Here is a 22,363-nt window from a genome sequence, read left to right on the forward strand (position 1 = left end):
CCGCCTTTCCGGCGGCGTTCCCACGCGAAGTTCAAAGCGACCACCACCCGGAGGCGGGTTTGCCAAGCCGAGCGCTTGGCGCTAAACATGCCGCTTCGACCGCCCGGTAGACAAGAGGCCATGACGGCCATGTCCCGCGGCGCAGGTGAGCCATGGCACGAGCATTTCTCTTCGTTCTTGATTCCTTCGGCATCGGCGGCGCGCCCGATGCACCCGCCTATGGCGATGACGGTTCCGATACGTTCGGCCATATCGCCGAGTTCTGCGCAGCAGGTGCGGGCGACCGCAAGGGCCTCCGGTCCGGACCGCTTTCGCTTCCCAACATGTCGGCGCTCGGGCTGATCGCCATCGCCAGGCTCGCGACAGGCCGCGTGCCGGCCGGCATGCCGCTTCCCGAGCGGGTGTTCGGCCTGCACGGCGCGGCAAACGAGGTTTCCCACGGCAAGGACACGCCGTCCGGCCACTGGGAGATCGCCGGCACGCCGGTGATGTTCGACTGGGGTTACTTCCCGGCCGAGGGCGAGGCGTTTTCCCCCGAACTGGTCGAGGCGATCTGCCGCGAGGCGGAGCTTCCCGGCATTCTCGGCAACTGCCACGCATCGGGCACGGAGGTCATCGCCAGGTTCGGCGAGGAGCATATCCGGACCGGCAAGCCAATCTGCTACACGTCCTCGGATTCGGTCTTCCAGATCGCCGCCCACGAGACGCATTTCGGGCTCGAGCGTCTGCTGTCGTTGTGTCAGATCGTGCGCCGCCTGATCGATCCGCTCAATATCGGCCGGGTCATCGCAAGGCCCTTCGTCGGCGAGACGCCCGCCACCTTCCAGCGCACCGGCAACCGCCGCGATTATTCCGTGCTGCCGCCGGAGCCGACATTGCTCGACCGCCTCGTCGAGGCCGGACGCTCGGTGCACGGCGTCGGCAAGATCGGCGACATCTTCGCCCACCAGGGCGTGTCCCGCGTCATCAAGGCGAACGGCAACATGGCGCTGATGGATGCGACGCTGAAGGTCATGGACGAGGCAGCGGACGGCGACCTGGTGTTCAGCAATTTCGTCGATTTCGACATGCTCTACGGCCACCGCCGCGACGTGCCGGGCTATGCCGCGGCGCTCGAGGCCTTCGACCGGCGGCTGCCCGAGGTGCATCGCAAGCTCAAGCCCGGCGACATGGTGCTGATGACCGCCGACCATGGCTGCGACCCGACCTGGCGCGGCACGGACCATACGCGCGAGCGCGTGCCGATCATGGCCTTCGGCCCCGGCATCAAGTCGCGCATGATCGGGATTCGCAACACCTATGCCGATATCGGCGAGACGGTTGCCGCCCATCTCGGTATTCCGGCCGGGCGTCACGGACGGAGCTTCCTTTGACGGCACATCTGAAGAAGGCCGAACTCCACTGCCACGTGGAGGGCGCTGCACCGCCGGCACTGACGATCGCGCAGGCGGAGAAATACGGCGTGGAAACCGACGGCTTTGTCAAGGACGGCGCCTATGTGTGGAACGATTTCACCAGCTTCATCGCATGCTATGATTTCGTCGCCTCGGTCTTTCGCACGGCCGAGGACTATGCGGCGCTGGCCGAGGCCTATCTTCTCGAGCTTGCGGCCGCCAATACGATCTATAGTGAGCTGTTCATTTCGCCGGACCATGGCGAGGCCGTCGGCCTGTCGCCCGACGACTATGTCGGCGGACTTGCGGCGGGTATCCTGTCGGCCAAGCAAAAGACCGGTATCGAATGCCGCATGGTGATCATCGGCGAACGGCATCTGGGGCCGGGAAACGTGCTTGCCCGCGCCAAATGGGCGGCGAAGTTCGACCATCCGCTGGTGACCGGTTTCAACATGGCCGGCGAGGAGCGGATGAACCGGGTGGCCGACTATGCGCCGGCCTTCGACATCGTGCGCGAGGCGGGCCTCGGCCTCACCATCCATGCCGGCGAGTTGTGCGGGGCCTTCTCCGTCGCCGATGCGCTGGATCTGGTGAAGCCGAGCCGCATCGGCCACGGCGTGCGGGCGATCGAGGACGTGGATCTGGTGAAGCGTCTGGCCGACCTCGGCACGGTGCTGGAGGTCTGCCCAGGATCGAACATCGCGCTCAAGGTCTTTCCCGACTATGCCAGCCATCCGCTCCGGCGTTTCGTCGAGGCCGGGGTGCGTGTGACGCTCAATTCCGACGATCCGCCGTTCTTCCACACGTCGCTTGCCGCCGAATACGCGACGGCGTCGAAGGTGATGGGTTTCTCCGACGCGGAGATCAACGCGATGACGCGGACGGCGATCGAGGCGGCCTTCGTCGACGAACCGACCCGGCAGGCGCTGCTCGCCCGGCTTTGAACGTCCGCGCCTGGGGATGAGCGGGCAAAATTCAACGACGCCCTTGCGGGCGCCCGAGGGAATGTGGAAAACATTTCCTGTCACAAAAGAAGAATAGAAGGGCCCGACCATGGACGGCGTCACAGTCATCAATCACCCGCTGGTACAGCACAAGCTCACCATCATGCGCCGCAAAGAAACCTCGACGTCGAGCTTCCGCCGGCTGCTTAGGGAAATCTCCACGCTGCTCTGCTACGAGGTGACGCGTGACCTGGAACTGACCATGGAGACGATCGAGACGCCGCTGACGACCATGCAGTCGCCGGTGCTCGAGGGCAAGAAGCTGGTCTTCGCCTCGATCCTGCGGGCCGGCAACGGCCTTCTGGAAGGTATGCTGGAGCTAGTTCCCGCCGCTCGCGTCTCGCATATCGGCGTCTATCGCGACCACGAAACACTGCAGCCGGTCGAGTATTACTTCAAGGCGCCCGATGCGCTGGACGAGCGCCTGATCATCGTCGTCGACCCGATGCTCGCCACTGGCAATTCGTCGATTGCCGCGGTCGACAAGCTCAAGGAGCGCGGCGCGAAGAACATCCGCTTCCTCTGCCTGCTCGCGGCGCCTGAAGGCATCAAGCATTTCCGCGAGGCGCATCCGGATGTGCCGGTCTTCACCGCGGCGATCGACAGCCATCTCAACGAGAAGGGCTATATCATGCCTGGCCTCGGCGATGCCGGCGACCGCATGTACGGGACGAAATGAAACCTTAACCAGTTTGCCGAGATCACGGCCCGGAACGGCAGTTCCGGGCCGTTTTCGTTTGCGCTTTAGCGGCTTTTCAACCGGGATGGGCTAACAGACTCCAAGAGGCTGAGACAGACGGGAGACATGCCATGCTGATGCGCGCAATCGGGCTGGTTTTCGTGGCGACGGTTCTGGCGACGCAAGTGCCGGGTGCCTTCGAGGCCTGGCAGAAACCCGTCTCCCAGGGCGGCACCGGCGAAACCCCTGCCCCGACGCCCGTGGCGGTCGCTCCGGCGGGAACGACGATCCTGGAAGCCGACGCAACGGGCCACTATCGTGGCACGTTCAGGCTCAACGGCAAGGCAACGGAAGCCATGGTCGACACCGGGGCATCGCTGGTGGCGATCAACGAGACGACCGCGCGGCGCATCGGGGTCAGCATCGCCTCGCTCGACTTCAAATATCCGATCAGCACGGCCAACGGCGAGACCCGCGCCGCGCATATCCGCCTGCAGCGCGTCGAGATCGGCTCGGTCCGGGTCGAGGATGTCGACGCCTTCGTGCTGCGCGACAAGGCGCTGTCCGGCACGTTGATCGGCATGAGTTTCCTCAAGCGCCTGGGCGCCTACTCCGCCGAAGGCGACCGCCTGCGACTGGAGCGGTGAAAGGCGAGCGCCCCCGCCTCTCGCCTCAAGATTCAGCTGATGCGCTTGCCGATGACTGGACGCAGAACCGGCTTCTCGTCGGCAATGCCATAGCTTGCCGTCACCATCTGCGCGGCGCGCTCGCCGCTGTCTCGGTCATTGGCATGCACGGTGGCGATCAGATCGCCCTTCGACACGGCCGTGCCGAGCGGAACGAGACCCGTCAGGCCGACGCGATGGTCGATGGAATCCGTCGGCCGCTGGCGTCCGCCGCCAAGGGCGACGACGCAGAGACCGAGGCCGCGGGTATCGGCCGAAGCGATATAGCCGTCGGACTTGGCAAGCACCGGAATCTCGATCGCGGCCTTCTGCAGGTAACGATCCGCACGGTCCATGAAGTCGACCGGGCCGCCCAGCGTATGCACCATGCGGCCGAACAGTTCGGCAGCCTTGCCCGAGGCGAGTACATCACGGCACCGGGTCAGGCCGGTCTTGAGATCGGCGACGGCACCGGCATTCACCAGCATCTCGGCGCCGAGCGCCAGCGTCACTTCCTCGAGCCGCGTGCCGGCCTTGGCGCCGCGGAGGAAGTCGACTGCGTTCTGCACTTCGACGGCATTGCCCGCCGCATCGGCAAGCGGCTCGTTCATGTCGGTCAGAAGGGCCGTGGTGCGCACGCCGGCGCCATTGGCGACGGCCACCAGCGAACGGGCCAGCGCCTCGGCATCCTCGGCCTTGGCCATGAAGGCGCCGTTGCCGACCTTGACGTCGAGGACCAGGCTTTCGAGGCCCGCAGCCAGCTTCTTCGACAGGATGGAGGCAGTGATGAGCGGAATGGATTCCACGGTCGCGGTGACGTCGCGGATGGCATAGAGGCGCTTGTCGGCCGGCGCGAGGTCGCCCGTCTGGCCGATGATAGCGCAGCCGACCTCATCCACCACCCTGCGGAAGGTCGCGGCATCGGGCATCACGTCATAGCCGGGGATCGACTGCAACTTGTCGAGCGTGCCGCCAGTATGGCCGAGGCCGCGGCCGGAGATCATCGGCACGGCAAGCCCGCAGGCGGCAACGATCGGCGCGAGCATCAGCGAGACATTGTCGCCGACGCCGCCGGTCGAATGCTTGTCGGCGATCGGCTTGCCGACGCCTGCCCAGGACAGGACCTCGCCGGAATCGCGCATGGCGATCGTCAGCGCGACGATTTCCTCCGGCGTCATGCCCTTGAAGAACACCGCCATGGCAAAGGCCGCGACCTGCCCTTCCGAGATGGTTTCCTGGCTGAGCCCCTCGACGAAGGCGGCGATCTCGGCTGCGGTGAGCACGCCGCCGTCACGCTTGCGGCGGATGATTTCCTGGGGGAGCATGGATCAGTATCCCGTATTGTCGGCGGTCGACCGGCCACCGCCGAGCACCGTGAGAATATCGTCGAGCAGCCCGGAGGCGCCGAAGCGGAAGGTGGACGGCATGACCCAGTCCTCGCCGAGGATGGTATCGGCAAGCCGCAGGTAGAGGCCAGCATCGGCGACGCTCGCAATGCCGCCGGCCGGCTTGAATCCGACTTTCCGGCGGCTGTCGCGAATGGCCTGGAGCATGATGTCGGCCGCCTCGAGCGTCGCATTGACGGCGACCTTGCCGGTGGAGGTCTTGATGAAGTCGGCGCCCGCGGCGATCGCCAGTTCGGAAGCGCGGCGGATGAGACCCGTGTCCTTGATCTCGCCGGTCTCAAGGATGGTCTTGAGCACGACAGGTTCCGGACACGCGGCACGCACCGCCTCGACCATCGCCGTCACGGCCGCTTCGTCGCCGGCGATGAGAGCCCGGTAGGGGATGACCAGATCGATCTCATCGGCGCCGTCGGCGATCGCTTCGCGGGTTTCGGCCAGCACGTCCTCGAGCTTCAGGTCGCCGGAGGGAAAATTGACCACGGTTGCGATGCGGACCGGGCTTTCCGGCCCGAGCAGCGTGCGGGCGCGGGCGATGAAACGCGGCCAGATGCAGATCGCGGCAGTATGGCCATAGGGCGTTACCGCCCGGGCGCACAGCGCGTCGATCTGCTGCGGCGTGCAGTCGTCCTTGAGATTGGTGAGATCGACCAGGGCCAGTGCCCGGGCCGCGGTTGCCCGCGCTTCGTGACTATCCAAGTTCCGTCCCTCCGCCCGCAATCATCCTCTTGAGGATGGCGGCCAATCGCTTGCCACCGATGGGAGCCATGTCCTTGGTCTCGGCATGACTGAGTTCGGCCCCGGTCATTCCCGCCCCGTAATTGGTGATAACCGATGCGGCCGCGACGCGCAGCCCGAAAAAGCGCGCGAGGATGACTTCCGGCACCGTCGACATGCCGACGGCATCGGCCCCGAGGATACGCGCCATGCGGATCTCGGCCGGCGTTTCGAAGCTCGGGCCGGAGAACCACATATAGACTCCGGAGGACAATGGGATGCCCTCCTCCGACGCCGCCCGCTGCATGGCGGCCGCGAGATCGGCATCGTAGGCGGAGGTCATGCCGACGAAACGGCTGTCGCTCCCCTCGCCGATCAGCGGGTTGACGCCTGAAAAATTGATGTGGTCGCTGATCTGCATGACCGAGCCCGGCGGCAGGTCGTCGCGTAGCGATCCGGCGGAATTGGTGAGAATCAGCGACTGCACGCCAAGCCCGCGCAGCACTTCGATCGGCACGCGCATGGCATTCGCGTCGCCGTGTTCGTAGTAATGGATGCGGCCGGCCAGCATGATCACCGGCTCTTGGTCGAGATAGCCCGCCACCAGTTCGCCGGCGTGCCCGGACACGCCGCTCACCGGAAAGCCGGGCAGATCATGGTAGGAGACGCGGATCGGATCGCGGATCTCCTCGACCAGCGAGCCGAGGCCCGATCCGAGCACGATGCCGTAGCGCGGCAGAAGGCCGTCCAGCCGGTCGACGAGGAAGTTGATCGCCTCCCTCATCCGAGGATATCCGTCTTGAAGGAGAAGGGCAGCAGTTCGTCCATGGTCATCGTCTTCTGCACGCCGACCTCGTCGCACAAATAGATCTTCGTGCCAGCCTCTGCGAACTCGGCGATCTTCTGGCGGCAGCCGCCGCACGGCGGGCAGAGCGCCATCTTCTCGGCGATCACCGCCATTTCGACGATCTTCTTCGCCCCACCCATGATCATGCAGCCGATCGCCGTCGGTTCGGCGCACCAGCCCTGCGGGAAGGACAGGTTCTCGATGTTGGCGCCGGTGTAGATCCGGCCGTCGTCGGCGCGGATGGCCGCCCCGACCGGGAACTTCGAATAGGGCGCGTGGGCGAAGCGCATGGCGTCGCGCGCGGCCTCGAACAGGTCATGGGACATATGGGTCAACGCTCCTTCACATAGGGCACGCCACCGGCCTTGGGCGGGTTGGCGGAGCCGATCAGGCCGGCCAGCAGGATGCAGGTGAGGATGTAGGGCAGCGCCTGGAAGATCTGTACCGGCACCTCGCCGATGCCGGGAACCGTCTTGCCCTGCATGAAATTGGCCAGCGCATCGAGGAAGCCGAACAGCAGGCAGGCAAGCAGCACCGGAACCGGCCGCCACTTGGCGAAGATCAGCGCGGCGAGCGCGATATAGCCCTTGCCGGCGGACATGTTGTTGATGAAGGCCGCCGACTGGGCGATCGCCAGATAAGTGCCCGAGAAGCCGCAGAGGAAACCGGCGACCAGAACGGCGCGATAGCGCAGCCAGGTGACCGAGATGCCGGCGGTGTCGACGGCGCCCGGATTTTCGCCGACGGCGCGCAGGCGAAGGCCGAAACGGGTGCGATAGAGCACCCACCAGGAGATCGGCACGGCGAGGAAGGCGAGATAGGTCAGCAGATTGTTGCCGGAGATGACGTTGGCATAGAGCGGGCCGACGATCGGCACGTCGCGGATCAGGTCGACGCCTGGAAGCGTGATCGGCGAGAAACGCGCATCGGCGGTAAGACCGGGGGTGCGGCCGCCCTGGCGGAACCAGGCATGGCCGAGCACGGCGGTGAGACCGGCGGCGGCGAAGTTGATCGCCACGCCGGAGACGATCTGGTTGCCGCGATTGGTGATCGAGGCGAAGCCGTGGACCAGCGAGAAGGCGAGCGACACGCCGATGCCGGAGGCAAGCCCGAGCCACGGCGAGCCGGTCATGTAGGCGGCGGTGGCGGCGGCGAAGGCCGCGGCCAGCATCTTGCCCTCGAGCCCGATGTCGAAGATGCCGGAGCGTTCGGAAAACAGGCCGGCCAGCGCGGTGAAGATCAGCGGGATCGACAGGCGGACGGTGGAGCCGAGGATGCTGACGAGAATGTCGAAGTAATCCATGTCGCTCACCTCACGCTTTGACGATTTGCTGGTAGATGCGCACGATCGTCGGCCGGAACATGTATTCGAGCGCGCCGGCGAACAGGATCACCAGACCCTGGATCACCATGATCATGTCACGGGTGATGGTGGGCATGTCGAAGGACAGTTCCGCACCTCCCTGGTAGAGCACGCCGAACAGGATCGCGGCGAGCACGATGCCGATCGGATGGTTGCGGCCCATCAGCGAGACGGCAATGCCGACGAAGCCGGCGCCGCTGACGAACTCGACCTGCAGGCGGGCAGACGCACCCATCACCGGATTGAGCGCCATCATCCCGGCAAGGCCGCCGGAGATCAGCATGGTGATGATGACGATCTTCACATAGGGAATGCCGGCATAGGCGGCGACCGAACGGCTGATGCCGAGGGTGCGCATCTCGTAGCCGAGCTTGGTGCGCCAGATCAGCACCCATACGAGCACGCACATGACGAGCGCGATCAGGAAGGAGACGTTGAGGGGCGCGGGGCCGAGCTTCAGGCCGAACATGGCCATCAGCCAGTCGAGCTTGGGCAGCTGTCCGCCTTCGAGGAAGGTGCGGGTTTCCGGCGCCATCTTGCCGGGCACGATCAGCACATGCACCAGCACATAGTTCATCAGTGACGAGATGATGTAGTTGAACATGATCGTCGTGATGACGATGTGGCTGTTGCGCTTGGCCTGCAGCCAGGCGGGGATGGCGGCGCCCGCAGCGCCGAACAGGGCTGCGGCACAGATGGCAAGCGGCATGGTCACGTACCACGGCACGTAGTGGTCGAGCGACAGGGCGACCAGGGCTGCGCCGAGGCCGCCGAGATAGGCCTGGCCTTCGGAGCCGATGTTGAACAGGCCGGCATGATAGGCGACCGCGACGGATAGCCCGGTGAAGATGAAGTTGGTGGCGTAGAACAGGGTGAAGCCGATGCCTTCGCCGCGTCCGAGCGCGCCGGCCAGCATCAGCTTCAGGGCTTCATAGGGGTCCTCGCCGATGATCCAGACCACGAGACCGGAGACCAGGAAGGCGAGGACGAGGTTGATCAGCGGGATCAGCGCATAGTTGATCCAATTCGGCAGCGGTACGGAAGCGGTGCTCATCAAAACCTCATGCGGCAATACCGGCCATCATCAGGCCGAGCGTCTGTTCACCGGTTTCCGGGCTCTTCTCGCCGACGATCTTGCCGGCGAACATCACCAGGACGCGGTCGGAGAGCGAGCGGATCTCGTCGAGCTCGACCGACACCAGCAGCACCGCCTTGCCGGCGTCGCGCGTCTCGATGATCCGGCGATGGATGAATTCGATGGCGCCGATGTCGACGCCGCGGGTCGGCTGGCCGACGACCAGAAGCTTCGGGTCGCGCTCGATCTCGCGGGCGACCACAATCTTCTGCTGGTTGCCGCCGGAGAAATTGGCGGTCTTCAGCCGCGGATTGGGCGGGCGGATGTCATATTTCTCGATCTCGTCGACGGCCGCCTTGCGCACCGCATCCGGATTGAGCCATGCGCCCTTGCCGTAGCGGGCGTCACGATGATAGCCGAGAATGGCGTTCTCCGCCTCCTCAAAGGCCAGTACGAGGCCCATGTGATGGCGGTCTTCCGGGATATGGGCGAGGCCCAAGCCGCGCAGCCGCGCCGGGTCGAAGCCCGTCACGGGCTGGCCGCAGAACAGGATCTCGCCGGAGGTCGGCTTGCGGATACCGGTGATGGCCTCCAGCAGTTCGCTCTGGCCGTTGCCCGCGACGCCGGCAATACCAAGGATCTCGCCGGAGCGCACATCGAAGGAGACGTTGTCGACCATGGTGACGCCGCGATTGTCCTTCACCGTCAGGTTGCGCACCGAAAGGAAGACCTCGCCGGGATTGGAATCGCCCTTGTCCACATGCAGCAACACGCGGCGTCCGACCATCAGTTCGGCCAGTTCCTCGACCGTCGTCTCGGACGTCGTGCGGGTCGCGACGATCTCGCCGCGGCGCATGACCGACACCGTGTCGGTGATCGCCATGATCTCGCGCAGTTTATGGGTGATGAGGATGACCGTCTTGCCCTGGTCACGCAGCACGCGCAGGATCTTGAACAGGTGGTCGGCTTCGGCGGGGGTGAGCACGCCGGTCGGCTCGTCGAGGATCAGGATCTCGGCGCCGCGATACATGGCTTTCAAGATTTCCACGCGCTGCTGCAAGCCGACGGGAAGCTCCTCTACCACCGCATCCGGGTCGACCTCGAGTTCATAGTCGGCCTCGAGTTTCTTCAAGGCGTCGCGCGCCGCATCCGTGCCCTTGCCGAGCAGGGGGCCGCCCTCGGCACCGAGCATCAGGTTTTCCAGCACGGTGAAATTCTCGACCAGCATGAAGTGCTGGTGCACCATGCCGATGCCGGCGGCGATCGCCGACTGGCTGTCGCGGATGGCGACCGGCTTGCCGTCGATGCGGATCTCGCCGCTGTCGGCATGGTAGAAGCCGTAGAGGATCGACATCAGCGTCGACTTCCCGGCACCGTTTTCGCCGATTATGCCGTGGATCGAGCCCTTGGCCACGGTGAGGTTGATGTTCTTGTTAGCGTGCACCGCACCGAACTTCTTGTCTATGCCGATCAGCTCGATCGCCGGTGCCTGGCTCATATCACTCATTCCGGTCCCCCAGACATGGAAAGGGCGCAAGGCGGATAAAACGACCGCCTTGCGCCCGCATCAGATCACTTCGGGCAGGAATTGTCCGACATATAGTCGTGAACCTTGATGGTTCCGGCAATGATGTCGGCCTTGGCCTTTTCGACGGCTGCCTTCATGTCATCGGTGATGAGCTTGGCGTTGTTGTCGTCGAGCGCGTAGCCGACGCCGTCTTCCTTGACGCCGAGCGCCTGGACGCCGGGGGTGAACTTGTCACCCTTGCTGTCGGCATAGGCGTTGTAGACGGCGAGGTCGACACGCTTGACCATCGAGGTCAGCACCGAGCCCGGATGCAGGTGGTTCTGGTTCGAATCGACGCCGATCGACAGCTTGCCGTTGTCGGCAGCGGTCTGCAGCACGCCGAGACCGGTCGCACCGGCTGCCGCGTAGATGACGTCGGCGCCCTGGTCGATCTGGTTCTTGGTGAGTTCGCCGCCACGAACCGGGTCGTTCCAGGCCGCACCGGTCGTGCCGGTCATGTTCTGGAAGACCTGGATGTCGGCCTTGGCTGCGCGGGCGCCCTGCTCGTAGCCGCATTCGAACTTGCGGATCAGCGGGATGTCCATGCCGCCGACGAAGCCGACCTTGCCGGTCTTCGACGCCATGCCGGCGAGAACGCCGACGAGATAGGACCCTTCCTCTTCCTTGTAGACGACCGAGCGGACGTTCGGCAGATCGACGACGGAGTCGACGATGACGAACTGGGTGTCGGGGAATTCGGCGGCAACCTTTTCGATCGCCGAGGTCCAGGCGAAGGACACGGCCACGACCGGGTTATAGCCCTTGGAGGCGAAGTTGCGGATCGCCTGCTCGCCCTGCGTATCGCCGGTCGGTTCGAAGTCGCGATAGTCGATGCCGGTCTCGGCCTTGAACTTTTCCGCTCCGGCGTAGGCTGCTTCGTTGAACGACTTGTCGAACTTGCCGCCCGTGCCATAGACGAGCGCCGGCTTGACGTCGGCGGCGAGCGCCGTTGCCGACATCGCGGCCAAGGCAAAGAGACTCAAAAGGGTTTTCTTCATTTTGCAGCCCTGTTGTTGCTATTGATCTTGTTGGGTCCTCCCGCAAGCGCTTTGACACGCATGTCTGCGGAACCACCGACCCCTTTTCCAGGGGCCTGGCTGGACGCATCCTTGCATGGCTTTTGGAAAAATTCACCCGATTTTTTTCAACTGGTAAAGAATAGTCGAACGGGCGATTTTTTCGCCCACCGCGCCGAAAATTCAGCCAGATCAAAGGGCTCGCTGCCGCTCGCGCAGGCACATCGCACTCAGTCGGCGGCGGGAAGCGGGCAGGCCACGCCGAGGCCGCGAAGCGCGCAATGGCCACCCGGATTCTTCGCCAGATACTGCTGATGATAGTCCTCGGCATAGTAGAACGGGCCGGCCGGCGCGATCTGCGTCGTCACCGTCTGCTTGCGGCCCGCCGCGACCAGCGCCTGCTGAAAGGCATCGCGGACCCTCAGCGCCGCGTCGATATCGTCGGCGGTCTCGGCATAGATCGCAGAGCGGTAGGTGGTGCCGATATCATTGCCCTGGCGCATGCCCTGGGTCGGGTCGTGCGCCTCGAAGAAGACCCGGAGCAGGCCCTCGAGCGTCACGATCTTCGGATCATAGACGACCTTGACCACCTCGGCGTGACCGGTCAGTCCCGTGATCGTCTCCTGGTAGGTGGGGTTCGGAGTAACGCCGCCCTGGTAACCCACGGCAGTGACATGGACGCCGGGCACCTTCCACAGCAGGCGCTCGGCGCCCCAGAAGCAGCCCATGCCGAGATAGATGATCCGGAGGCCTTCGGGGTAAGGCCCTTTCAGGGGACGACCGGAGACGAAGTGGGTCTCGGCCGTCGCCAACGGCTCGGCCCGGCCGGGAAGCGCCGTCTCGGCGGTCGGCATGGTCATCTTCTTGTTGAACATGTCGATCAGGAACATCAGGCTCTCCTTGCGAAGGCGGGCCGCGCCTTCGGATATGACGACCCGAACGGCATCAGGCAGCGAAACGTCCGGCAGGCGACGGCTTCTTGTAGCCGATCATCCAGAGTATCAGCGCAAGGCTGAGAAGCACGGCAAAGGCGGGCTGCGGCAACAACCAGGCGTCGAACATCTGCCAGACGGCGGCACCGACCCTGTCTTCCACCACGGCGCGGAACCGGACCAGCGAGGTCGGACCGATCTCCACCCAGGCCAGGCGAAGCGGGGTTACGACGAATTGCGAGGCGGAGACCGAGGCAATCGAATCCATGACGCCGGCGATCACCGCAAGGCACAGAGCAACAAAACTCCCCATACGGAACACGAACCGCACCATCCCATCCCCACTTTCACGCCATGCGCTCAGGCCGCATGCCCCTCACATGCACCCGCGCATCGCCGCGAACCAGCTAATAGATAGGCTTTTGACCGGGCAAGTCAAAAAACCGTCAGATTTCGGTTGATCGCCGGGAAATCCTCGTTATATATCGCGCCCGACCGGCCGCTTCACCCAAACGATGCGCCGGATCTTACGGACAGGTGGCCGAGTGGTTTAAGGCGCACGCCTGGAACGCGTGTGTACGTGAAAGCGTACCGAGGGTTCGAATCCCTCTCTGTCCGCCATTCGTCGCTCAACATATTGATTTAACGCCATTAGGGCGGGAGATATGTACGGCGCCCCACAAATTCACCTGTGCTGCACTGAGCTCAAACCTTGGACCGTCGCGAACTAGGTTCTGTGTTTCAGAGAATAGTTTGCCGCTTGTCTTCGTTGGCCCCTCTATTCGACCGGTTATTCAGCCAGTCAGGAAGACCCTTCTCAACCGTTGAGCCGCGAATGCCAGTTCCAGGCGGAGTGGACAATATCTTCGATGCCATATCGAGGCTCCCAGCGGAGCACCGCGCGCGCGACCTCGTTGCTGGCTACCAGCGACGGCGGGTCGCCCGGACGGCGTTCCGAGTGAACGACCTGGAGCGGCCGGCGGGTAAGAGTTTCGATCGCACCGATCAGCTCCTTGACACTGGTCCCGGTTCCCGTGCCGAGATTGATCGCGGTTGTCTCCCCACCCTTGAGAAGATAGTCCAGCGCCTTGACATGAGCGTCGGCAAGATCGTTCACATGAATGTAGTCACGGATACAGGTCCCGTCGCGGGTTTCGTAGTCCGATCCGTAGATCGAGAACGACGGGCGGCGCCCGAGCGCAGCGTCGATGGCAAGCGGGATCGCATGAGTCTCCGGAGAATGCCATTCGCCGATCCGCGCTTCGAAGTCTGCGCCTGCGGCATTGAAATAGCGCAGCATCACCGAGCGCAGACGATTGCACGTTGCGTAGTCCCATAGCGCTTGTTCGAGCACGAACTTCGTTCGCCCATACGGATTGATCGGCCTTTGCGGATGCCGCTCATCCAATGGAAGCGTTTCGGGCATGCCATAGGTGGCGCAGGACGACGAGAAGACAAAGGAGCGTATGTCCGCTTTGATCAGGGCACCGAGAAGATTCAGCGCACCCGAGACGTTCACGTCGTAGAAGGCTTCGGGATCCTTGAACGACTGCCCGACCTCGATCAAGCCGGCGAAATGAAGCGCGGCGATCGGTTTGTGGCGCTTGAGTACGTCGTCCAAGGTGTCGCGATCTCGGATGTCACCTTCCTCCACTGGCCCCCATTTGACGCATTCGGGATGACCGCTGGAGAAGTTGTCGTAGACCAAAGGGGTGTAGCCCCTCTCCGCAAGAGCGAGGCAGGTATGCGATCCGATATAGCCGGCACCGCCTACGACGAGGACCGTTTTGTCTGACATTCATCAATCCTCATTGATGCCGACGGGACCGAGAGGGAACAACCGGCAATTTCGTTGCTCTATGGTTCGCTCGATGGCCAACAAAGCCGCGACTTCCTTGGCCTTTCTTTCTGTCTGCACAGGAGGCGTGTTTAGCCTGATGTGTCCTGCTATCCGCCGGGTACCCGATGTCGGAAGCGAAGCTCTTTACTCAGCGAACGGTTCAGAGCCTTGCCAGTTGACCGCTGAGGTGATCGGCGAGCCTGATCGCAAACGCCAGGATCATCAGCGTCGGGTTGGCGTGACCGCTTGTGGGGAAGACTGATCCACCGGCAATGTAGAGATTGGGCAGGCCATGAACCTTGCAGTTCTCATCGACCGCGCCGGTCTTCGGGCTGACCGACATTCTCGTCGTGCCGAGCGTATGCGCCATGTCGATGATGACGATATCCTGCGGCCGCCGTTCAACTGCCCAGTCCTCGAGTTCCGGCGTCGGGAGAGCGGCACTCGCCAGGGCGTCGCGTGAGAGCTCTGCGATCCTCAAAAGCGTCTGGCGTTCGCGGCCATTGATGCGCCAATCGGCCCTGGCGAGCGGGACGCCGAACCTGTCCCGTCGCGTGCTTAGGCTGATTCTGCTGTCGGGGTCCGGGGCTTGCTCGCAGATTGCCTCCATTCGCAGACCTACCAGCTTGTGCGGGAGGCCCCGGTTCTGGAATTCGTCAGCAACCATGTTCGGCGAGAACCTGATCGCGGTATTGACCACGAGATCCTTGACGACCTTGGGTGTCCGCTCGTCCGAGAGGATCCGCATTCCGGTCCCCCTGACGATCAAACCTGAGCCGGCCGCGACCGACCGAAGGTCGCGTCCCGGGTTCTTGCTGCGCCGGCGCAACAGATTCTTGAGGGCGTCCCATGGATCGTCCGGAGCCCGCTCCGTGGCGAAATAGACCGCGGCATTCAGTAGCCCTTCGCGCTGCTGTATCTCGGGCGTCAGCGCCAGGCCGTGCATGAACATGTGTGCGCGGCCTTTGTGGGACACGCCGAAGAAGCCAAAGAGCTTGGCCACGCTAGCCATCCGCTCGCTCGGAAACCGTCCGACCCGTGCGGCCGCATGGTCAATCAGATATCGCCCGACGACATCGTACTGATTGCCGATTCCTTGCGCATGGACATCGTTGGACGCCAGCAGGAGCCGCGCGTTCTCGATGCCACTTGCGGCCACGACACACATCCTGGCCTCGATCCTGGCACGCTTGCCTTTGATGCTTGTCACATCGACGTGTGAGAACCGTGATCCGTCGGCGCTGAGGCCGATATGCGTGACCGATGCATCGAGAAGAACACGCGTGTTCTGCGGCCTTTGCGCGAGCAATTCCCTGCCGAAACGCATGACGTCCAGCCGATCAATTCGCGAGCGGGCGAACTGCCAGTAGAAGGACTGGAGCCCCTCCCTGTCGAAACGGCCGGGCGGTGCAATGGGGCTAAGGTTCAGAACCTCCATCGCGCGCTCGACATACGCATCGATTTGGCTCCGATCAACGGGCCAGCCGGAATGGGTCACCCAAGGACGTACCTGGAAGTCTATCGCGTCGAACGGGGCGGATTTCCCCGCCCAAGCATGCGTCGATCCCCCCAGCGCCCGACAGCGCACGCCGAAGGGCTGTGTCTCGTGCGACCAGAAACCAGCTTGCGAGCCGTGAAACTCCTTGCGTTTGCTGAATTGCGCGTCCGTGCGTGGTTCGCCCACATTCTCGACCTCGTTGAGCGCCGAATGCTCCGGATCCTCAAATTCGAGCCCACTTTCAGCGACTAGAACCCGCTTCCCAGTGCGCGCGCACTGTGCGGCGATCGTCAGACCTGCAGGGCCCGCACCGACGACCACAAGATCCACCGCGATGACCGAATTGTCCTCAAGTTCGGCCAAATACTCGATCTTCATTGCAAATCCGGTTCCCCCGCTGCCACAGGCGGCACGTCGCAGCCGATTTCGATCCCCCCATGTTTCCGAATTTCCCGCTTGGTTGCCAAGGAGTACCAGGCGTCTAAGTCCTAGCGATTCTGGCTATTGTTGCGTGAACCAAAGGAGTAGCGCACGGTCATCCAGAGCGCGCGCGGCGGCGCAGGCGGCTTCTCATACGCGACGGAGACCCTGCTATCAGTCCGATGTGAAACGACCGCCGCAGAACGCCAAGGAAAACCGCATCGGCCGTTCCGAGGCATGAATCGAACTCCCCGGAAACAGAAGCGATCAATGTCTTGGTTGCGGTGGGGCACCACTGTGCGCAGTGAACCATGAAGAACCGCGACACCAGCAACCATGCCCTGCAGCTTCTGACCGCATCGACCATGTTCTCCAGTGCTGCGCGACAGCAGCGGAAGGCCCGTTCACTGTTCGGAAAAGGCCCGCGACATGCTGTCCGTGACCGGCTTTGCGATATAGCTGAAGAATGTTCTTTCGTTGGTTTGGATCAACACCTCCGCCGGCATGCCAGGCGTTGGTGCGAAGTTGTGGACTTTCGCCAGCTCGGTCGGGGAAACATTGATGCGCGCGAGATAGGCGTCGCGACTGGCACCAGCAGGATTTCTATCTTGCAGGGCGTCAGCCGAAACGTAGAAAACTTCGCCCTTGAGCACCGGTGTCGTTCGCTGGTTGAGCGCAATTAGACGGATGGTCGCGATCTGGCCAACCTTCACGCTGTCGATGTCGTTGCGCGGCACCTGCGTTTCGATGATCAGAGGTACTCCGGCAGGGAGTATTTCGAGAATGGGTTTGCCGCTCTCGATGACGCCGCCCGTGGTATGATAATAAATGCGGATGACGGTGCCGGTAGTCGGCGCATCAATTGTGGCACGTGCAAGAATGTTGTCCGCTTCGCGCAGCTGTTCGCGAACGGTGTCTCGTTCGCTCTGTATCGATTGCAACCGCTCCAGTGCCTCCTCGCGATAGGTGCCCCGCGTCCGCAGGATTTCCTGTTTTCCCTTCACCAGTTGGGCTTTCGTTTCCGAAACCTCGGCCTCAAGCCGCCCGATCTGCCCTTCCGTCTCGGCGATCGCTCTTTCGATGGACCTCACCTCGTTGGCCCGTATCAGACCCTTGGACAGCAGGGTCTTCTTGTTTTGGTGCTCTTGCATGAGCAGTTCCAGTTGTCGCACGGTGGCATTGCGTTGGCGGGTATAGCCGACTTCGCGAAATTGCAGCGCCTGAATGTTCTGTTCGAGCAGAGAAAGGTCGCCGGAGAGCTTTTGCTGCTGGGCACGGAAATTCAACTGCTGGCTGACGACGATCGACCATACATCGGCATCGTCCTGATATCCCTCGAGCAGCCTCGATAGATCGAGATTTTCGACACCTTCGAACTGCGCCGTCAGGCGGGTTGCAGTCACTTCCAATCTCATGCGGCGGAGAAACAGCTCCCTTCGTTTTGCCTCTGCAGCGGTCTCATCGAGATGCACGAGGGGCTGGCCTTCGATGACCTGATCCCCTTCGTTCACGAGAATTTCCTCGATTATGCCGCCTTCAAGATGTTGGACGATCTTGTTCTGTCCCGTAGCGACGAAGCTGCCCTGCGAGATGACGGCCGCGGCCAGCGGCGCGGTTGCGGCCCAAGTTCCGAACCCTCCGAACGCCGCGCCCATCAGGACGAGGCCGATCGTCGTTTGCTTCCATATCGACCGCGGAACATCTATGTACCATTCGATATCGTGGACCTTGGCTATGTCCGTCATATTCGCGGCTCCTATTGCAGTTGATGACCGAAGGCACCGCCTTCAATGCTGATTCCGCGGGCTTCCATGGCTTTCAGCACATCTGTTCGCATGCCGAAGAGCGCCACCGTGCCATTGACGAGCAGCAGTATCTTGTCGACGCTCGTGAGCAGAGAGGGACGTTGGGTGATAGTGATCATCGTGATCTTCTGCTCCTTGGCATGTTGCAAGGCCCGAAGGAGTGCGGCGTCGCCTGCACCGTCGAGGTTGGAGTTCGGTTCGTCCAGAACGACCAGGTGTGGGTCGCCGAAGAACGCGCGCGCAAGCGCGATGCGCTGTTTCTGCCCCCCTGACAGGGGCGAGCCATCGGAGGCGACCAGGGTTTCATAGCCGTGCGGCAGGGTCGCAATCATCTCATGCACATCCGCCAGCGATGCCGCCCGGTAGATCTGTTCGTCGGTGGCGTCGGGGCGCATGCGGGCAATGTTATCTTTGATCGTACCCGGAAACAGTTGCACGTCTTGAGGCAAGTAGCCGATATTCTCGCCGAACTGCCGCTGGTCCCAATTGCGCAGGTCCATCAGGTCCAGCCGGACATTTCCGGATGTGGGAAGGATTGAGCCCACCAGCATCTTGCCCAATGTGGTCTTTCCGGCGCCCGAGTTTCCGATGATGGCCAGGGAATCACCCGGCTGGAGCGCGAAGGAGATGCCGTTGAGCACCACCCGCTTCGTCCCTTGCGGTACGTAGAGCAGGCGCTCGACGTCGAGGCGCCCTTCGGGTTTCGGCAGGTTGAGACGTTCGAAATTGAAGGGAGAACTTCTGAGCAGGGCGGAAATTCGTCCGTAGGCCGCGCGCGACTGGCTGTACTGGTTCCATCCCTCAATCGCACCCTCGATGGGAGCAAGCGCGCGGCCGGCGATGATGGAGGAAGCGATGACCATGCCTCCGGTCAATTCGCCCTCGATCGCCAGATAGGCACCCCAACCGAGCATCGTCACCTGGGTCAGGAGGCGGGTACCCTTGGAAATGGCCGCAATGGCTATGTTCCTATCCTGCGCGATCACTTGCGACTTCAATGATGTGGCCGTGTCCTTGCCCCATATGTGGACTGCTTCCGGTATCATCGCCAGAGCATTGATGATCTGCGAATTGCGTGTCATCGAATCCAGATAGAGATTGGCTTTCACCTGGGCAGTGTTGGCCTCCGCGAATGGAGCGGCCGTCAGTCGCTGGTTTATCTGCGTCAAGACCAGCAAGAGAATTGCGGTCACAACGACGATGAAACCGAGATGCGGATGAATGAGGAACACGGCGAGCAGGAAGATCGGTGCGGTCGGGGCGTCGAGAAACGCCAGCAGCGTTCTGGACACCAGGAAGGAGCGAACTTGCTGGAGGTCGCCCAGCATCTGGTATTCGCGACCGTTGCTTTGCAGCGATGCGCGGGCAGCCGCGCTTAAGATCGGTGCGCCGAGTTGGGCGGCGACTTCCACTGCGGTGCGCATGAGGATGAAGCGCCGCAAGGCGTCGAACATCGCCTGCAGAATGATGGCTCCGACGATAACCAGCGTCAGCATGATCAAGGTGTCGATCGACCGGCTCGTAAGGACGCGATCGGAAATCTGGAACAGGTAGATCGGTATCGCCAGGACGAGCACGTTGCTCGCAAGCGTAAACAACATGACCACGAACAGATTCTTCCTTACGGCTTTGATGCCCGCCTGAAGGCTGGCATTGAAATCGACTGGACCGAGCCGCTTGTGAAATGTAGCGCCGGCGTCAGCCGGTCCCTTGCCTACGCGCCCCCCGAGTGCATCGCCCTTGGCGGGACGCGCCTCCACCGGGCCGCAATCGCTTTCGATCGTCTTCATGCCCTCGACGACCTTGGCATGAGGCGCATTGCGCCCAGACGGACCGTCACGCCGATCATCGCGCGTTTCGCTTGCGGAAGCTTCAGAGGCTCGTTGATTTGGCGCGCCTAAGCGAAGGTCATACTGGGGGGCAGCGGGCCGCGGGGGGGCCGGTGGTTGACGCGGCTCGGTATCGCACACGGCGTCGGTAGGCGCTTCGATCTTCAAGAATTCATCGACAGCCTTTTCTAACATTGCGTAGACATCGTCCGCCGCATTGTCGCGGTTTCGCCGCAGTCTGTGGTTGTCTGGCTCGATCTCCACCTGATTGGCGGGGCCTTCGAGACGTGTACCGATTTCCAACATAAGTCCCCCTTCAGTATCCGATCAGGCCGTTCAACCCGTCGTTTGCGTGCCCATCATATTCGGCAGGGGTGTACCCGGCCGATTCCGCCCCAAGATCGGGCGGGGCGAGCATCTCATCGTCCAAGAAAAGCACCGCCTCATTGGCGAGCGCGCCCGGGCCGGGAGGACCGAAGTCCGGCTGCTGTGATATGAACTCGGCCTGATAGAGCGTTTCCTGGGAGTATTGTTCACCGCCCACATACGTTCTTCCGAGCGAGTCAAGATCAACAATACTAGCGTTGTTCATGAGCGCGTTGGCGCCTGTCAAAACAGACCAGTTAGCCCCCAGTTGCGGAGCGATCGCGTCCATAGCGAGTGCGATTTGGTCGCTGTCGCCCAGGATGTTGGTCTGGCGGATATAGTTCAGGCTGAGCAGGTCTCCGCTGATGTAGAGCACACGCAGTCCCTGCAGGCCGGCAAACGCATCGTCCGATAGCACCTGGCGCGGCAGGCCTGTCTCGTCGTCCGCAAAGGCATTGGCGGCGTCGAGATAACATTGCGGCAGGCTGTCGAACCGGTCTCCACCGCCAATATTGCTGATGTACGCCTGGTTCCAAAGCAGGTTGCCGCCGGAGGAGATCGTCGCCTCTCCGGTCGTCTGAAAGCCGTCCGTTGCACCGACCCGGTCGTTGTCAAACAGGACGTTCGTCTGGTTGATGATATTGCCGTCGTAGACTGACCCGCCAACAATGATCAGATCATAGGCAAAACCGAGTTCAAAGGCTGACACATGGTTCATGCCGAGGTTGTCGCCGGTAATAATGCTTGAGGTACTGCCGGAGGCTGAGAAGATCCCCACATCATTGTCGCTCATGAAGGTGAACTGCTCCAACCAGTTCACGATCATGAGATCTCCTTGGATCTCGGCCACCGACCAGAATGACGGAAACTGATCGGACGCCGCGGCTTCCTCGTCCGCTGCGTCAATGCGCTCGAATGTCGCGATGTTGAAAAGTTCGTTTCCGCAGTCCTCTACCCACCGCTGGGCGGACGGAGCGACCGCGTCACAATCCCAAATAGCGTTCGTCTGAATGATTGCGTTTACCTCCACATGGTCACCGACCACGGCAGTAACCGTGCCACCGGTCCATATGCTCGTCAGCACGGCGTCGTTCACGAGAGTGTTTCCGCCGGCCTCGATCTCGACCGAAATATCGACGCTGACAGTGCCATCCTCGCCAATCTGGACGTTCGAACCGGAGGCGTTTTCGTTCTCACTCCGATCGAAGGAATAGTGATCCCCAATGTCCGGCGCTTCATCGGCGAGTTGACCGTTGACGTAGATGCCATCGATGTTCTCGTCGTTCATGAAGAGCTGAACATGTTCGCCGTCACCGGAGGCCCCGCTCAACTGCTCAATCACGGTGTCGACGACCGAAATGATCTCGCCCGTAGTTCCCGGCCGCTCCAACTCTCCCAGCGGCGAGTGAGCGGCAACCTCAAGCGCAGCGTCGAGCACATCATTGCTGTCGATCGGGACTGGGTCGAACCTGAGCCCGTGTCCGCCGACACTGACATAATCGTTGTCGGAGAGCACAATGCCCTGGTTGAAGTAATTGGCCACCGAACCCGGGGGGGCGACCTCAGGTGGTACAAATTTCGTCGGGGAGGAGGTGACGACAAGACCAGAGTGAGCCGTCGGGTGAATGATCGCCTGAACCGAGCTCACCGAATCGCTGTTGTCGGCAGAAACACCGTCGGTCCTGCCCGGTCTACCATGAGCGGGCCAAAGGTCTGGCGGTGGAGATTGATACCTCAAACCGGGATCGAAACCGACAAATTCGTAAGGTGCGGAGAATTCCGACAGATGTACTGGCGGCGTGTCGAGGGTTTTGTCTGGAGTCTCGTATGAAAATTCCCTGTAGGCCTCCCTCATGCGCGCATCCTCGACGCTCATGTGAAAGAATCCAACGAAATGGGCTATTTCCTCGGTGATCTTGTCAAGCATGGTGAAGGTATGCTCC

Annotated in this window: 19 protein-coding genes and 1 tRNA gene; 5 read left to right on the forward strand and 15 right to left on the reverse strand. The window is 62.5% G+C overall.

Features of this window, described 5'->3' with window-relative positions; translation table 11 throughout:
• Window positions 1-152: 152 nt before the first annotated feature.
• The 4 genes from AC07Y0_RS18150 to AC07Y0_RS18165 all read left to right on the forward strand — a co-directional run bounded on the left by AC07Y0_RS18150 (window position 153) and on the right by AC07Y0_RS18165 (window position 3,724).
• Window positions 153-1,373: a phosphopentomutase gene (locus AC07Y0_RS18150; protein WP_498679108.1), complete on the forward strand. Its 1,221-nt coding sequence runs from the start codon at window positions 153-155 to the stop codon at window positions 1,371-1,373.
• A complete protein-coding gene (locus AC07Y0_RS18155; RefSeq protein ID WP_498679109.1) occupies window positions 1,370-2,338 on the forward strand; it encodes an adenosine deaminase in 969 nt (322 codons plus the stop codon). The genes AC07Y0_RS18150 and AC07Y0_RS18155 overlap by 4 nt, the downstream gene beginning before the upstream one ends.
• Window positions 2,339-2,447: 109 nt before the next feature.
• On the forward strand, window positions 2,448-3,077 hold the full coding sequence (upp, locus tag AC07Y0_RS18160; RefSeq protein ID WP_028738427.1) for a uracil phosphoribosyltransferase: 630 nt from the start codon (window positions 2,448-2,450) through the stop codon (window positions 3,075-3,077).
• 131 nt (window positions 3,078-3,208) lie between these two features.
• Window positions 3,209-3,724, forward strand: a complete 516-nt coding sequence (locus AC07Y0_RS18165; RefSeq protein WP_498679110.1) for a TIGR02281 family clan AA aspartic protease — start codon at window positions 3,209-3,211, stop codon at window positions 3,722-3,724.
• Between the two features lie 32 nt (window positions 3,725-3,756).
• On the opposite strand, the gene deoA is transcribed toward AC07Y0_RS18165, so the two are convergent.
• From deoA to AC07Y0_RS18215, 10 genes are all read right to left on the reverse strand, one after another.
• Complete coding sequence (deoA, locus tag AC07Y0_RS18170) at window positions 3,757-5,067, reverse strand: thymidine phosphorylase (protein WP_498679111.1); 1,311 nt, start codon at window positions 5,065-5,067, stop codon at window positions 3,757-3,759.
• Window positions 5,068-5,070: 3 nt separating this feature from the next.
• Window positions 5,071-5,844: a deoxyribose-phosphate aldolase gene (gene deoC, locus AC07Y0_RS18175; RefSeq protein ID WP_498679112.1), complete on the reverse strand. Its 774-nt coding sequence runs from the start codon at window positions 5,842-5,844 to the stop codon at window positions 5,071-5,073.
• Window positions 5,837-6,646, reverse strand: a complete 810-nt coding sequence (locus tag AC07Y0_RS18180) for a purine-nucleoside phosphorylase (RefSeq protein ID WP_498679113.1) — start codon at window positions 6,644-6,646, stop codon at window positions 5,837-5,839. Before AC07Y0_RS18180 ends, deoC begins: the two co-directional genes overlap by 8 nt.
• Window positions 6,643-7,035 (reverse strand): cytidine deaminase, encoded by a 393-nt coding sequence (locus AC07Y0_RS18185; RefSeq protein WP_498679114.1) that lies wholly within the window; start codon window positions 7,033-7,035, stop codon window positions 6,643-6,645. Before AC07Y0_RS18185 ends, AC07Y0_RS18180 begins: the two co-directional genes overlap by 4 nt.
• Window positions 7,036-7,040: 5 nt before the next feature.
• Window positions 7,041-8,012, reverse strand: coding sequence for an ABC transporter permease (locus AC07Y0_RS18190; protein ID WP_498679115.1), 972 nt, complete (start codon window positions 8,010-8,012; stop codon window positions 7,041-7,043).
• Window positions 8,013-8,022: 10 nt separating this feature from the next.
• Window positions 8,023-9,126, reverse strand: coding sequence for an ABC transporter permease (locus tag AC07Y0_RS18195; RefSeq protein WP_028738420.1), 1,104 nt, complete (start codon window positions 9,124-9,126; stop codon window positions 8,023-8,025).
• Between the two features lie 7 nt (window positions 9,127-9,133).
• Window positions 9,134-10,645, reverse strand: coding sequence for an ABC transporter ATP-binding protein (locus AC07Y0_RS18200; protein WP_498680273.1), 1,512 nt, complete (start codon window positions 10,643-10,645; stop codon window positions 9,134-9,136).
• Window positions 10,646-10,719: 74 nt separating this feature from the next.
• The gene (locus AC07Y0_RS18205; protein ID WP_498679116.1) at window positions 10,720-11,712 is read right to left on the reverse strand and encodes a BMP family lipoprotein; all 993 of its coding nucleotides are present in this window, start codon (window positions 11,710-11,712) and stop codon (window positions 10,720-10,722) included.
• 248 nt (window positions 11,713-11,960) lie between these two features.
• The gene (gene msrA / locus AC07Y0_RS18210; RefSeq protein WP_498679117.1) at window positions 11,961-12,620 is read right to left on the reverse strand and encodes a peptide-methionine (S)-S-oxide reductase MsrA; all 660 of its coding nucleotides are present in this window, start codon (window positions 12,618-12,620) and stop codon (window positions 11,961-11,963) included.
• A gap of 55 nt (window positions 12,621-12,675) precedes the next feature.
• Window positions 12,676-12,993, reverse strand: a complete 318-nt coding sequence (locus AC07Y0_RS18215; protein ID WP_498680274.1) for a hypothetical protein — start codon at window positions 12,991-12,993, stop codon at window positions 12,676-12,678.
• Window positions 12,994-13,193: 200 nt separating this feature from the next.
• On the opposite strand from AC07Y0_RS18215, the gene AC07Y0_RS18220 reads away from it, so the two are divergent.
• Window positions 13,194-13,283 (forward strand) — tRNA-Ser (locus tag AC07Y0_RS18220).
• A 196-nt stretch (window positions 13,284-13,479) separates the two neighbouring features.
• On the opposite strand, the gene galE is transcribed toward AC07Y0_RS18220, so the two are convergent.
• The 5 genes from galE to AC07Y0_RS18245 all read right to left on the reverse strand — a co-directional run bounded on the left by galE (window position 13,480) and on the right by AC07Y0_RS18245 (window position 22,347).
• Window positions 13,480-14,460, reverse strand: coding sequence for a UDP-glucose 4-epimerase GalE (gene galE, locus AC07Y0_RS18225; protein ID WP_498679118.1), 981 nt, complete (start codon window positions 14,458-14,460; stop codon window positions 13,480-13,482).
• Between the two features lie 202 nt (window positions 14,461-14,662).
• On the reverse strand, window positions 14,663-16,378 hold the full coding sequence (locus tag AC07Y0_RS18230) for a GMC oxidoreductase (protein WP_498679119.1): 1,716 nt from the start codon (window positions 16,376-16,378) through the stop codon (window positions 14,663-14,665).
• A 446-nt stretch (window positions 16,379-16,824) separates the two neighbouring features.
• Window positions 16,825-18,165: an HlyD family type I secretion periplasmic adaptor subunit gene (locus AC07Y0_RS18235; protein ID WP_498679120.1), complete on the reverse strand. Its 1,341-nt coding sequence runs from the start codon at window positions 18,163-18,165 to the stop codon at window positions 16,825-16,827.
• A gap of 11 nt (window positions 18,166-18,176) precedes the next feature.
• Entirely contained in the window at window positions 18,177-20,360 is a 2,184-nt protein-coding gene (locus AC07Y0_RS18240) for a type I secretion system permease/ATPase (RefSeq protein ID WP_498679121.1), read from the reverse strand.
• Between the two features lie 10 nt (window positions 20,361-20,370).
• Window positions 20,371-22,347 (reverse strand): hypothetical protein, encoded by a 1,977-nt coding sequence (locus tag AC07Y0_RS18245; RefSeq protein WP_498679122.1) that lies wholly within the window; start codon window positions 22,345-22,347, stop codon window positions 20,371-20,373.
• Between the last annotated feature and the right edge of the window lie 16 nt (window positions 22,348-22,363).

This window comes from Allorhizobium sp. GW101-3B10 (assembly GCF_059424725.1).

Excerpts from the sequence above, each read along its gene's own strand:
- AC07Y0_RS18150 (WP_498679108.1), top strand. The coding sequence starts at position 153 with ATGGCACGAGCATTTCTCTTCGTTCTTGATTCCTTCGGCATCGGCGGC.
- upp (WP_028738427.1), top strand. The coding sequence starts at position 2,448 with ATGGACGGCGTCACAGTCATCAATCACCCGCTGGTACAGCACAAGCTC.
- AC07Y0_RS18165 (WP_498679110.1), top strand. The coding sequence starts at position 3,209 with ATGCTGATGCGCGCAATCGGGCTGGTTTTCGTGGCGACGGTTCTGGCG.
- deoA (WP_498679111.1), bottom strand. The coding sequence starts at position 5,067 with ATGCTCCCCCAGGAAATCATCCGCCGCAAGCGTGACGGCGGCGTGCTC.
- AC07Y0_RS18180 (WP_498679113.1), bottom strand. The coding sequence starts at position 6,646 with ATGAGGGAGGCGATCAACTTCCTCGTCGACCGGCTGGACGGCCTTCTG.
- AC07Y0_RS18185 (WP_498679114.1), bottom strand. The coding sequence starts at position 7,035 with ATGTCCCATGACCTGTTCGAGGCCGCGCGCGACGCCATGCGCTTCGCC.
- AC07Y0_RS18190 (WP_498679115.1), bottom strand. The coding sequence starts at position 8,012 with ATGGATTACTTCGACATTCTCGTCAGCATCCTCGGCTCCACCGTCCGC.
- AC07Y0_RS18195 (WP_028738420.1), bottom strand. The coding sequence starts at position 9,126 with ATGAGCACCGCTTCCGTACCGCTGCCGAATTGGATCAACTATGCGCTG.
- AC07Y0_RS18200 (WP_498680273.1), bottom strand. The coding sequence starts at position 10,645 with ATGAGCCAGGCACCGGCGATCGAGCTGATCGGCATAGACAAGAAGTTC.
- AC07Y0_RS18205 (WP_498679116.1), bottom strand. The coding sequence starts at position 11,712 with ATGAAGAAAACCCTTTTGAGTCTCTTTGCCTTGGCCGCGATGTCGGCA.
- msrA (WP_498679117.1), bottom strand. The coding sequence starts at position 12,620 with ATGTTCCTGATCGACATGTTCAACAAGAAGATGACCATGCCGACCGCC.
- galE (WP_498679118.1), bottom strand. The coding sequence starts at position 14,460 with ATGTCAGACAAAACGGTCCTCGTCGTAGGCGGTGCCGGCTATATCGGA.
- AC07Y0_RS18230 (WP_498679119.1), bottom strand. The coding sequence starts at position 16,378 with ATGAAGATCGAGTATTTGGCCGAACTTGAGGACAATTCGGTCATCGCG.
- AC07Y0_RS18235 (WP_498679120.1), bottom strand. The coding sequence starts at position 18,165 with ATGACGGACATAGCCAAGGTCCACGATATCGAATGGTACATAGATGTT.
- AC07Y0_RS18240 (WP_498679121.1), bottom strand. The coding sequence starts at position 20,360 with ATGTTGGAAATCGGTACACGTCTCGAAGGCCCCGCCAATCAGGTGGAG.
- AC07Y0_RS18245 (WP_498679122.1), bottom strand. The coding sequence starts at position 22,347 with ATGCTTGACAAGATCACCGAGGAAATAGCCCATTTCGTTGGATTCTTT.